The sequence below is a fragment of the Sphingobium lignivorans genome (genome assembly GCF_014203955.1).
Classification (GTDB): Bacteria; Pseudomonadota; Alphaproteobacteria; order Sphingomonadales; family Sphingomonadaceae; genus Sphingobium; species Sphingobium lignivorans.
This window is the reverse complement of record NZ_JACHKA010000001.1, coordinates 431,288-443,589: the sequence shown is the minus strand read 5'-3', so window position 1 is coordinate 443,589 and position 12,302 is coordinate 431,288. Positions and strand designations below refer to the sequence as shown.

General features: G+C 68.2%; 9 protein-coding genes. 3 read left to right on the top strand and 6 right to left on the bottom strand.

Annotated elements, in window-relative coordinates; translation table 11 throughout:
- Window positions 1-13 precede the first annotated feature (13 nt).
- The gene (locus tag HNP60_RS02060; RefSeq protein ID WP_184149597.1) at window positions 14-403 is read left to right on the top strand and encodes a nuclear transport factor 2 family protein; all 390 of its coding nucleotides are present in this window, start codon (window positions 14-16) and stop codon (window positions 401-403) included.
- 6 nt (window positions 404-409) lie between these two features.
- Here HNP60_RS02060 and HNP60_RS02055 read toward each other — a convergent pair whose 3' ends face one another.
- From HNP60_RS02055 to HNP60_RS02035, 5 genes are all read right to left on the bottom strand, one after another.
- Window positions 410-946, bottom strand: coding sequence for a hypothetical protein (locus HNP60_RS02055; RefSeq protein ID WP_184149594.1), 537 nt, complete (start codon window positions 944-946; stop codon window positions 410-412).
- Between the two features lie 173 nt (window positions 947-1,119).
- The gene (locus tag HNP60_RS02050) at window positions 1,120-3,597 is read right to left on the bottom strand and encodes a TonB-dependent receptor (RefSeq protein ID WP_338056683.1); all 2,478 of its coding nucleotides are present in this window, start codon (window positions 3,595-3,597) and stop codon (window positions 1,120-1,122) included.
- On the bottom strand, window positions 3,579-4,514 hold the full coding sequence (locus HNP60_RS02045) for a FecR family protein (protein WP_184149591.1): 936 nt from the start codon (window positions 4,512-4,514) through the stop codon (window positions 3,579-3,581). Before HNP60_RS02045 ends, HNP60_RS02050 begins: the two co-directional genes overlap by 19 nt.
- The gene (locus HNP60_RS02040; RefSeq protein ID WP_014074771.1) at window positions 4,504-5,082 is read right to left on the bottom strand and encodes a sigma-70 family RNA polymerase sigma factor; all 579 of its coding nucleotides are present in this window, start codon (window positions 5,080-5,082) and stop codon (window positions 4,504-4,506) included. The genes HNP60_RS02045 and HNP60_RS02040 overlap by 11 nt, the downstream gene beginning before the upstream one ends.
- A 214-nt stretch (window positions 5,083-5,296) precedes the next feature.
- The gene (locus HNP60_RS02035; protein ID WP_184149588.1) at window positions 5,297-8,509 is read right to left on the bottom strand and encodes an autotransporter domain-containing protein; all 3,213 of its coding nucleotides are present in this window, start codon (window positions 8,507-8,509) and stop codon (window positions 5,297-5,299) included.
- 334 nt (window positions 8,510-8,843) lie between these two features.
- On the opposite strand from HNP60_RS02035, the gene HNP60_RS02030 reads away from it, so the two are divergent.
- Both HNP60_RS02030 and HNP60_RS02025 read left to right on the top strand, forming a co-directional pair.
- Complete coding sequence (locus tag HNP60_RS02030; protein WP_184149585.1) at window positions 8,844-10,781, top strand: outer membrane protein assembly factor BamB family protein; 1,938 nt, start codon at window positions 8,844-8,846, stop codon at window positions 10,779-10,781.
- A 22-nt stretch (window positions 10,782-10,803) separates the two neighbouring features.
- Complete coding sequence (locus HNP60_RS02025; protein ID WP_184149583.1) at window positions 10,804-11,706, top strand: VOC family protein; 903 nt, start codon at window positions 10,804-10,806, stop codon at window positions 11,704-11,706.
- A 104-nt stretch (window positions 11,707-11,810) separates the two neighbouring features.
- Here the strand turns inward: HNP60_RS02025 and HNP60_RS02020 are convergent, their stop codons facing one another.
- Complete coding sequence (locus HNP60_RS02020; protein WP_184149581.1) at window positions 11,811-12,194, bottom strand: c-type cytochrome; 384 nt, start codon at window positions 12,192-12,194, stop codon at window positions 11,811-11,813.
- Between the last annotated feature and the right edge of the window lie 108 nt (window positions 12,195-12,302).

Here is a 12,302-nt window from a genome sequence, read left to right as displayed (position 1 = left end):
GAGTGGAGAGGACATGCCCTATACGCCGGCCGAGCAGGCCAATCTGGAGCTTGTGCGCGGGCTCTTCGACGACGTGCTCAATCCCATGGATTCAGGCGCGGTCGACCGGTTCATCGCGCCCGGCTACATCCAGCATAATCCCAATGTCGAAACGGGGCGCGAGCCGCTCAAGGCGTTTCTGGACACGATCAAAGCGCTGAACCCGCACGGCGTCCATGACGTGAAGCGCATGTTCGCGGACGGGGACCATGTCATCGTCCATTATCATGTCCGCCGCTGGCCAGACGATGCCGGATGGGCAGTGATCGACATCTTCCGCATCGAGGACGGCCTCATCGCGGAACATTGGGACGTGGCGCAGGATGTCGTGACCGGCGGGCCGAATGTGAACGGGATGTTCTGAAGCCTTTCAGCGACTGCCCTCTGCTTCCACCTCGCCGGCAGGAAGGGCCGCCACCAGCACGCGCGCCGAAGCCCCGGCGCTGCCCGCGATCTGCAGCAGATAGCGGCCGGGCTCCAGCTGGAAGTCCACCATCTTGCGGATACCCGAGCAGGCCGGGCCGTGGCCATGCCCGGCGGACGGCAGCGGTCGCCCGGCGGCGACCACATCGATCCAGACGGGGCTGTCCGCGGCGACCCGATATTTCCCGGCCTTCGTCACCGTCAACCCGGCGAGCCCGGCATGGCTCTCGGGATCGGGGTGCTTCCCCGGCTCGGCAGCGAAGCGGACCTCCCGCACCGGTGCGAGCGCCAAGTCGACGGCCTGCCCGGGCACGAGCGGCGCCGCCTGCGCCGATGCGGCATCCCGGGCCGCCACGCGTGCGACGGGCGCGGACCAGCCGGCCAGATGCGCCGGCAAGGCAGGCGCTTCGCAGGCGGATTGGGCGAGCGCTGTCCCCGCCGCACCGGCGAGAAGCAACGCAAGGCAGGCATGGCGCAGGAACAAGGCAAGGTCCTCCCGAAGCAGATGAGCTATATACTTCTATATATAGCTTGAGACACTTGTCCACGCTCCCGCGCATCCTTGCGCGGCGCCACGTCCCGCATGAGCCGTGGCGAAAGGGCCTGTCGACCCGGCGGCGTCTGGTGGTTGTCCCCCGGAGGAGGATCAGGGGAGAATCAATAGCGCCAGTCGAACGCCAGCCGGATGGTGCGCGGACGCTGGGGCGTGATGAAGCCGCCGGTCTCGATGTCGAACGGCGTGCCGAGCGCGAAGCGATTGCCTTGCGTATCGAGAAGATTGGTGAGCGAAAGCGTGATGCCGCGCCACGCATCGCCCAGCCGGGCCGCGAAGCCGGTATCGACATAGTCGCCCTGCTCGTCCCCCAGCACGGGCCCGATGCCGAGCCGGGAGGGACCGATATATTTGAGCCAGCCGCCCACCCGGAGATCGTCGCGACCGACGGGCATCCGGTAATCGAAACTGGCCTGGATCGCATAATCGGCCACGTTCGGAATACGGCCGAGGCGCGCCTCCGGCTCGAAAGTGCCAAGCGTTCCCTGCAGGGGCAGGCCGAAGCTCGATCCGGTGACCGGGAGGCGCAGCGAGGCTGAGGCGGCAAGCCGCGCCACCTCGGGCGTCAGGGCAATGACGCGGCTGTGATTATAGACTGCGCTGAGGTCAATGCGCAGGTCACGGGTCGGCGCCAGGGCCACGCTCGCCGCCACCGACGTGATCCGGCCATTGCCGATATTGGCGGTGCTCGGCAGGCCGCTGCCATCGATGAAATCGGCCTGGATGTCGCGCCAGTAGACATGCGTGAGCGAAAGATTGGCGGCAATGCCGTCACGCGGGCTGCCGAACCGCGCGCCCGCTTCCCAGCTTTCCACATGATCGTTGCGGAAGCGGCGGACGAAATGCGTCTCGATGGCAAGTCCGCCGGGCCGGAACCCTTCCTCGAAGCGGCTGTAGAGCGTGACGCCGGGCATGACATGCGCGAGCAGCTCGACGGAGGGCAGCAATTCGGTCTCGGTCCGTTCCGCCGTGATCGAGCGGCCGCTCACCGCGAACAGGGGCTGGACGTCCTCGCCCTCGCCACCCAGCCGGCTGTGGGTCAGGCGCCCGCCGCCGCTGAGCAGCAGGCCCGGCTTCAGTTCCAGGCTGAGCTTCCCATAGGCGGTGACTTCCGTCACGCGGTTGGTGACGCCGGTGATGGGGCGCCGCTCGCCGCCTTCCACGAAGGCGCGGCGCTGCTCCGTCCGGTTGTCGATGAAGCTCGCGCCGATCACCCAGCCGACCCCGTCCGTCACGGGGCGCCACAGCCGGTTCTCGCTCACCCACATCCGCGTCCGGTTGCGCTGATCGAACACGCTCGGCTTCTCGGTGGAGGAGGAGGCATCGAAGCGCTCGCCAAGGCCATGGCTCACCCAGGCGTTGGAGGACTGGAACAGCAGGTCGCCCCATGCCTTGCGCACCACCACCATCGCCATGCCATAATCGGCGTCGGCATCCTCGACCACCGCGCTCGCGCGGCTGAGCGGCGGGCCATCCCGGTCGGCATATTGGGAATCGTCGATCGTGGTCGTTTGGTAGATGCCGCCGACATCGACCGTCCAGCCATCGCCGGCCTCCAGCCGCAGCGCCGCGCGGCCACCGCCGATGCGGGTGCGATTGACATTCTCCGCGTCGCGCAGGGGATTGTCGATATAGCCGCCGTCGCTCAGCCCATAGCCGGTGACGCGCAGGGCATGGCCGCTCTTCCCCAGCGGCATGTTGATCGTCGCGGCGATGTCCCCGCCCGGCTCGCCATGCCAGGTGGCGCTGACCCCGACCATCGTCTCCAGCGAGAAGGCGCGCGGGTCCGGATCATTGGGCACGAGCCGGATGATGCCGCCCAGCGACCCCGCGCCATAAAGCGTGCCCTGCGAGCCCTCCAGCACCTCGACCTGCTTGATGTCATGCAGGCGCAGGTCCGGATCGGGCGCATTGTAGGAGAGGCGCAGGTCGCCGAGATACTGGCCGACCGTCGCCTGCGTGGGCCCGGTGAAGCTCGAATCCGCGACGCCGCGGATGAACAGCTTGTTGCGGCCAGAGCCAAGATGCGTGGAAGCGACGCTCGCCATGCGCGAGAGAATGGACTCCGTGCCGCGCTCCCCCCCGAAGCCAAGATCCTGCCCGTTCATGACATGCGCGGTGCCGGGAAAATCCTGGTAGCTCTGGTCCATCTTGCTGGCGGTGACGATGATCGGCGTCTCGTCATCCGAGACGGTGGGCAGCGGCTGCTCGGGCACGCGCCGCTTGGGCGGCGGGGCGTCGCGCGCGGCGAGCGGGGCCGGCATCGCCTCGATCCGCCAGCTCGTGGCGCTGAGCTGCACCGCGCGGCTGCGCGTGCCCGAGAGCATCCGCGCCAGCGCCTCGCCTGCCGTGAGCCGGCCGCGCACTCCGCGCACCTTCGTCTGCCAGAGTTCGTGGCTGGTCACGCTGATGCTCACGCCCGACTGGCGCGCCAGTTGCGGCACGCTCTGCGCCAGCGGCCCGGCGGGCACATCGATCCGGCGCGATTCGGAAGCCTGCGCGCACACGGGCGCGCCGGCGCAAACCAGCGCGACGACGCCGAGGCGAAGCAGGCCGGATCGAGTCACCTCGCGAGCGTCCACCCTCCTGAATCCCGGGTCGCGCGCGTGCCCGAGAGGCCGGCCAGATCATTCACGATGCGCGCCTCGTCCCGCCCGGCCTGCAGCGCGCCGCGAAACAGGATGCCGCCCGCGCCCGGCGCGGTGCGAATGGGAATGCCCGTGGTGCGCGAGACTTCCGCCGCGACATCCGCCAGCGGCACGCCGTCATAGACGAGCTGGCCGCTACGCCAGCCGCCGACCGCCGCGAGGCTGACTGGCGACACTTCCGCCGCGCCGCCATCGCGCACCGCGAGGCGCGCGCCGGCATCGACGCGAACGGCATCCGCATCGGGATTGTAGATCACGGCGCCTTCCGAGACGGCCACGACGGTGCGGTCGTCCGTCCGCGTCACGTCGAACACCGTGCCCACGTCGACCAGCTGGGCATTGCCGACCGCCACGCGGAACGGCGCCTCGTCGCTGTGCCGCACGGTGAAGAGCGCCTGCCCGCGCTCCACCGTCGCGCGGCGCGGATCGGCATGGCTGAGCAACACGGAGGAGCCGCCATTCACCACGATGTTGCTGCCATCGTCCAGCGAGACGACTTCCACCTGCCCCGGCGCGGTCTCGATCCGGTAGCTGTCCGGCGCGCGCTGGAGCAGCCCCACGCTGACGACGCCGACCAGCGATGCCGCGAGCGCCCCGGCGAGCCATTGCCGCCGCCCGAACCGGCGCGGCGCGGCAGGGGACGCATCCACATCGCCGACCGAGTGACGCGCCGGAGGTCCCGGCAGTCCCGCGAGATCGGCATCGAGCGCGGACAGCTCGGCATAGACGCGCTGATGCGCCGGATCGGCCGCGAGCCAGTCCGCGAACGCTTCCCAGTCCTCGAAGGCCGGATCGCGCTGGCGCATCAGCCAGTCGATCGCCGTCGTCTCGAGATGCGGATCATGCGTCATCGGATTGCCTCCGTGCGGCAAGCAGGGCCGCATAGGCGCGCCGCAAGTCGCTCTCGACCGTGCTGAGGCTGACGCCCAGCTCCAGCGCGATCTGCTTTTGCGGGATGCCGTCCAGGCGGAAGCGGCGGAAGCAACGGGAGACGCGCTCGCCCAGCGTGGCAAGCACCGCGTCCATCCGCCGCAATTCCTCGCGCGCCACCATCGTTTCCTCCGCGCTCGGCTCCGGAACCTGCTCGCCCGTGGCGCCGCGCGCTTCCGTCCAGGCCTGATCGCGCACGCGCGCCTGACGCTCGGCGCGATAGCGATCCACCATCAGATTGTTGGCCGCGCGATAAAGATAAGCAAGCGGATTGGCGACCGGACCCGTGGGGCGCTGCGTGACGCGCATCCACAGTTCCTGGACGAGATCCTCCGCCGCGTCCCCGGCGCCATGCGCCTCGAGGAAGCGGATGAGCTGCGGGCGATGCGCCAGCAGCACGGCATCCATTCCCTGACCGCGCTCTCCCGTCATTGCTTGCCTTGTCCGGTCCATGCGCCGCGCCAGATCGGCACGGGCTCCTGCCTGCATCCCCCCGGTCGCCGCGGCATATAACGGCGTGGGGGTGCCATGCAAGGGCTGCCCGGCGCGGCGGGGGGCTGACCCGCGGGGGTCGCGGTCTCGCGTCATGGCGCTCCTCAGGCCGGTCGCATGCATTCTGCGTCGTCTCCAGGTTGGGCAAGAGGGAGTCGGTCGGTGGGGGGCATCGCGAACTCCCTCTTGCCCAGGCGTCGGCATCCGGGACTCAGAGGCCGACGCGGAGACTGGCGCGGAGCGACAGGGCCCAGTTGCCCTGATGCTGCTCAGCGCCCAATTCGCCGCCGATCTGGAAGGCGGAATTGCCGGCAAGGCCGCGCAGGCGGCCGATCCAGCCGCTTTCGCGATCGTCCGGCAGCAACGTGAATTCCTCGCCGCCGGACGCGAAGCGCGCGACCGTCTTGCCGAGATTGCCGCTCACGATCTCGCGGCGGCCGGCCTCGAGCTCAAACCGCGACCAGCCGGACCACTGATCCTCGCCGCCCATGTCGAGGCCGACCACGGCGCTGCCGGTGACGGCCAGTTCGTCGCTGGTGCGGGACCGCACGGCGAGGTTGTAGGCATCGCCCCCGCCCGTCTCGGTATAGGCCTTCTCGTGAAGGCGGTAATAATCCAGCGCGACGACGGGACGGAAGGAGATGCCGCCGGTCGACACCCAGTCATAGGACAGCGAGCCGGAGCCCGAATAGAGGCGGGCGCCACGATCGCTGTTTGCCGTGAGCGAGACCTTCTCGGTGCCGTTCATGCCCTCGAAGGCGCGGCTTCCGTCCAGGTCGATGAACGACATGGATCCGCGCGCCGTGGCGCGAAGCCCGCCGGACTTGAGGCGCCAGTAGGCTGCCAGCTCGAACTGCTTGGCATTGGTCTGATTCGCCGTCTCGGTGCCGCGATTGCGGCTCCAGAGATAGGCCAGCGATCCGCCGAAGCTGCCGAGACCGGTCTTGATCTCGCCACCGCCGCCAATGCCCCAGCCGCTGTTCTCGAAGGCGCTGGTGTCGCCACGGTCCTTCTCGACGCCCCAGGCGACCTGATTGATCCAGTAGCCCCATTTGCCCTCGTCCTTGAACGGGCCGGTGGGATCCTGGAGCATGCCCGCGAAGAGCCGCGAGCCCTGCGTGACGGCGGAGAAGATGCCGCCGGCATGATCGGGCAGCATTTGCTGCATCTGGAGCCCGAACGTCTCCTCGTTCATGATGGAGAGGAAAGTGCCTTCCACTTTCGCGTCCTTGCCGAGCGCCGCGTAGATCGCATCGAAAGCCGCCGCTTCCGAACGGTTGAGGCCCAGCTCGCTGGTCGACTTGCGCGCGAGCGCGACGTTGAGCGCATTCGCCGTGGAGGAGAGGCTCGCCTTGTAGAGCCAGGGCACCAGCGCGGTATCCGCCGTGATGTTGCTCGCGCCGGTGAGCGTGCCGGCCCGCAGCACGAGATGATTGCCTTCCGCATTCTCCACATCGGTCACGCGCAGGACGAGGCGGGAGTCCGCCGCGAAGCTCGCGGTGCCGGCCACATCGAGGATCGGCGTTGTGTTGCCGGCATCGCTCAGCGTGACGGCAAGGATGCCCTTGTCGGAGACCGCGAGGCTGCCGATCGCGGCCGGCGCGGTGAGATCGAGCGCACCGCCGTTCACGGTGAGCGCCAGCGCGCCGGCATTGGCGAGGCTGCCGGAGAAGATCGACCCGGTCGCGATGCCAAGCGTGGAGGCGTCTCCCCTGAAGTCCGCCTTGCCCTGGAACTGCGCGGTGCCCGCGAGCGTCATGGTCGCGCCGCCCGTGCCGAAATCAACGTCGCCCTTGTAGATGGCGTCGCCGCTCAGCCGCAGCGTGTCCGCGCCGGTGCCGAAAGAGGTGTTGCCGGTGACGGTGCCGTCCGCGACATCCAGCACGTCATTGCCGCCGCCGAAATGGATGTTGCCGGTGATGCTGGGGGCCGTGATGCCGGCCGCGACCTGCGTCTGACGGATCGTCGCGCCACTATTGTTGGCGGAGAGATCGATCGCGACGTTGCGGCCGGAGTCCGCCTTCGCGCCCGTCGCGGCAATGGTGCCGGCATTTTCGACGAGGCCGACCGTGCCGGAATGATCCCAGATCGCGACGGCCGTACCGTCTTCGCCGGTGGTCGCGGCCTTGATTGAGCCGGCATTGCGGATGGTGGGCAGCGAGGCGCCGGCATCGACCACGATGCCGCCCGCGACGGTATTGGCCGCACTGCTGCCGCTCGCCGAGACCGTGCCGGTGACATGGATGAGCGGTGTCGAGGCGCCCGCACCGAGATGGATGGCCGTCGCGGACGTGTTGACGGAGCTCGCCGAGACGGTGCCGCTCACGCCGATGCCGCCGGCGATCGTCACACTCCCGCCAAGGCCGCCGACGCTGAGGCCCGTGCCGGTCACGTCCTTGTAAAGGCCACTGCCGGCAATCGTGCCATCGATGATGAGGCCATAGCCCGTGCCGGTGGCCGGCACCGCGCCGATGGCGATATCCTTGGTTGCCGAGCCGATGCGCATCGCGGGCGCGGCGCCATAGGAGCGAACGGCGGCCGAGCCTTCCTTGCTGTCCTCGATGCCGTCCTTGTCCTCGTCATTGTCCGTGGTGCTGTTGTCCTTGGGCGGCACGGCGAGGATGATGCCGCCGGCCACATTGTCCGCGACGATCACGGCCGATCCGCCCTGCAGCAGATCGTCGGCATCGAGCTTGGAGGTGTCCGCGGGCGGCGTCGTGTAGCGATAGCCGGTGGAGGTGATAGAGCCCTGGATCGTGAGCGTGCCGTCGATCGGCCCGTCGAAACGGGCGCCGACCGCGCCGAGGCCGACAGTCGCAACGGTGCCGGCCAGCCGCACCGATCCGTTGATCGCGCCCGCCTGGATGCCCACCGCCCGGTCGCCGAGCACGGTCGTCGAGCCATTGTGGGTGAGCTTGCCGTTCAGCGGCCCGTCGAGCCGGATGCCGAAGCTGTCATTGCCCTCGATGGCGATCGAGCCGCCGAAATCATTGGCGATGTCGCCGGTATAGGCGCCGCCGACATGGATGCCGATACGGTTCTTGCCGACCGCGAAGGGGCCGTCGATATCGCCGTCATTATCGCTGTCGGTCGGGGAGTAGCTTTCATCGAGGACGATCTTGCCGGTGTTGACGATGCCGCCCGACGTGCCGGCCAGCGCGACGATGCCCCGGGCATCATCGGTATTGGCGATCTGGATCGTGCCTTCGTTAGTCACCTTGTTCGCGCTGTCCACGGTGATTGCCGGGCCGGCGACCGTCAGCTCGAGGGAACCGGCAGAGGTGATCTTGATGTCATCCGGCGCGCCGCTCTTGATGGTCGAGGTGCGCACGGGGGCAGTCTGCTTCGTGGTGATGGTGGTCTCGGCCGTGGCGGCCGACGCAAGAGCAACACAGCAGGTCGAGGCAAGCAGATAGCAACGCATGAAAGCTCCGGTCTTTTCTTGATCCCCAGGCCGGGTTCCTCTCCAGCCTCTGCCAGTCCTGACGGAACCGGCGAGGCGGAGCCTTGGCGAAAAATTGCGACGGGGCGCGAAACATGCGGGCATGGCGGGATGCGCGGCAGGGCCGCCCGCGATCGCGGCGCCCGGGCTCTCAATAATGTTTACTTATCTCAAAGGTTGAATCTTACTGCCATAAGCATCTCTACTGTTGCAGGCGGAACGAGATTGCGCATACAAGACCTGCGAGAGTTCATCCTGCCCGCACAACCCGGCGAGACATGCACGGGGACGAGGCCGACATGGGGGGAGGTATTGCATGCGTCGTTCGATGGCCCTGATGCTGAGCGCTGCCCTGCTGGCACAGACGGCGCAGGCGCAATCCGGCTCCGCGCCGCCGCCCGGCGACTGGCCGCGCTACGCCCGCGACCTTGGCAGCACGCGCTTCTCGCCCCTCCGGCAGATCGATCGCGGCAATGTCGGCAAGTTGAGCCAGGCCTGGTCGTTCCGGGTACGCCCCGAGGGCGGCGGCGGGCTGGTCGGCAGCTCCACGCCCATCGCGGTGGACGGCGTGCTCTATCTGCCCATCGGCAATGCGGTGGTGGCGCTGGAAGGCCACACCGGCAAGGAGCTCTGGCGCCATCCGGTCAAGGGCCTCGCGCGGCGCACGGTCTCCTGGTGGCCCGGCGATGGCACGCTCGGCCCGCGCCTCTTCTACAGCAACGGCGCCAGCATCACCGCGCTCGACCCCCGCACGGGCGAGATCGACACGGGCTTCGGCAAGGACGGCTCGGTCGCGCTCGGGGTTCCTTATGCGTCCCCGCCGACCGTCTACAAGAATGTGCTCGTGGTCGGCGCGAATGTCGCGGAGATGCTCGTCGGCCCATCCGGCAACAGCCGCGCCTTCGATGCCCGCACCGGCGAGAAGCTCTGGGAATTCAACACCGTGCCGCAGCCCGGCGAGGTCGGCCACGAGACATGGCTGAACGACGGCTGGAAAGGCCGATCCGGCACCAATGTCTGGGTCTGGTACATGACCGTCGATGAGAAGACGGACACGCTCTACATGCCGGTGGGCGGACCCTCGGCCAATTATTATGGCGGGGACCGGCCCGGCGCCAACCTGTTCGGCAACTCGATCGTCGCGGTGGACGCGCTGACCGGCAAATATCGCTGGCATTTCCAGACGATCCACCACGACCTGTGGGATTCCGACCTTCCCGCGCCGCCGGTGCTCTACGACGCCAAGGTGGGCGGGCGGACAGTGCAGGCGCTGGCCGAGACCGGCAAGCCCGGCCTCATGTACATTCTGGACCGGCACGACGGAAAGCCGGTGTTCGGCGTGGAGGAAAAGCCGGTCGCGGCGGCGGACGTGCCGGGCGAATGGTATTCGCCGACCCAGCCCATCCCGGTGAAGCCGCGCGACCTCGTGCGCAATCACTGGACGCCGGAAGACATCGTTTCCGCCGCCGACACGAACGAGGCCCATGCCGCCGCCTGCCGCGCGCTGCTGGAGAGCTATGGCGGCACCTTCTTCAATGCCGGCCCCTTCACGCCTTTCTTCCTGCATGAGGACGGCGGGCCGGTGAAAGCCTCCATCAACCTGCCCAACAATGGCGGTTCGAACTGGGGCGGCAGCGCCGTGGACCCGGAGAGCGGCCTCATCTTCATCAATGTGAGCGAAGGCGGCAGCATCGGCTTCATGGAGAAGCGTAAGGAAGGCGCCGACTATGGACGCGGCACGGCCGGCTCCGAGCAGCTTTACGACCGCGCCAGCCTGAGCGGGCCCGGCGCCTATTCCACCTTCACCGCGAGCTATGAGGACGAGAACGGGCGCAAGGTCACCATGCCCTGCATCCGCCCGCCCTGGGGCCGGCTGATCGCCGTGGACGGCAAGACCGGCGAGATCGCCTGGGCGACCCGGCTCGGCGTGAGCGACGACCTGCCCGAGGACAGGAAGGACACGGGGCGCAACAACGGGTTTGGCGGGCCGATTGTCACGGCCGGCGGGCTGGTCTTCATCGGAGCGACGGACGACCGGCGCTTCCGCGCCTTCGATGCGCGCAACGGCAAGGAACTGTGGGAAGCGAAGCTCGAATATAGTGCGCAGGCCGTCCCCATCACTTATCAGGGCAAGGACGGACGGCAATATGTCGCCGTCATGGCCGGCGGATGGGGCGCGGTGAGCGGCCCGCAGGGCGCGGGCGGCAAGCCGAGCAACAATGAATCGCTCATGGTCTTCGCCCTGCCGAAATGAACCGACGAACAGGAGAGATGCGATGCACGGCCCATTCAAGACCGCCCTTGTCGCGATATCGCTGCTGATGGCCCCGGCCACCATGGCCCAGCCCAGCGCCAGCCCTGCCCCCGCCGCCACGCCGGAAAAGCCGCGCTTCACGCAGGACTCGATGAATGTCTACCGGCGGTTCGAACCCGGCCTGACACCGCAGATGGTGACATTCTACGGCGAAGCGCTCGGGCTGAAGCCGCTCCAGCCGATCCAGCTCAACGCCAGCCAGCAGATGATCCTCTTCGGCATCGGCACCGGGCAGATCAAGCTGGCGGCCGGCCTCAAGGAAGGGCGACTCCATCATGTGGGCGGGCCCGCCGATGCCACCGGCATCCGCCTCTTCGCCCTGCGCTACCCGGACGAAGCCGCGCTGACCGCCCGGTTCAAGGCCGCGGGCTTCCCGGCCCCGGCATTCAAGGACATGGGCGGCGGCCTGCGCGGCGCGCTGGTGAGCGATCCCGCCGGGTTCGGCATCCAGCTCGTCATCGATCCGCAGGCGCGGCCGGGCGTCGATGTCGGCATCAACGTCTCGGATCTCGAGCGCAGCCGGGCCTTCTACCGCAGCTTCGTGGGCCTTGAGGAACTGCCGCCGGTGGAGGACAGGCTGCTGGGCGTGACCAAATATCCCTTCCGCCATGGCGAGACGACGATCAACCTGTGGTCGGCCGGCAAGGACCTGCCCGCCGACACGGGCAGCGCCGGCATCCAATATGTGATCGGCAATGTCGACGGCGTGAATGCCGCCGCGCTGCGGGACAAGGTGACGGTCGAGGAGCCGCTGGGCGGCCTGCCCAATTTCAGCATCCGCTTCGTGTGGCTCAATGATCCCGACGGCGTGACCAACTATTTCGCGCAGCCCGGCGCGAATGAGCGGCCGGCGACTGGCGGGTAGCTCGTCGCCCCTCACGGGCAACTTTCAGGACCACGCCCACGCCGCGAGCAAATCTGGCGCGGGATGGCGCCACCGGCACGACAGGGCGTGCCGGTGCGACCGGATTATTTCTTGGCGGCAGCGCTCAGCACATAGGCCGTGACATTCTCGATATCCTCGTCGCTGAGCTGGCCGGCATAAGGCGGCATGGCGCCCTGCCCGTCCCGCACGCGGCTCAGGACGAAGGCATGGGTGAGATTGGCGTTGCCATCGAGCGAAGGCCCGATCTCGCCCGTCGCTTCCGCAGCGGCGAGGACATGGCAAGCCCCGCAGGCCGCATTCTCGAACACGGCCTTGCCCTTCTCGGCATTACCCGCCGGCGCGGCCTGCTGATGTCCCCCATGCCCCTCATGCTGCGCGAGCAATTGCCCCAGCGGCGCGAGGGCCAGCGTGGCCACGAGCGTCGCGGCGCCGATCCGTCCGGCGATCCTTGCCTTTTGCGAAACCACAGTCGATCCTTCCAGTCATATCGTTGTATATTCCAACCATTATCTCTCTAGGCACAAGCGTCCGTTTGTCCAGCGGGAGATTGGCCCGGCTAGCGATGATTGCCCGGA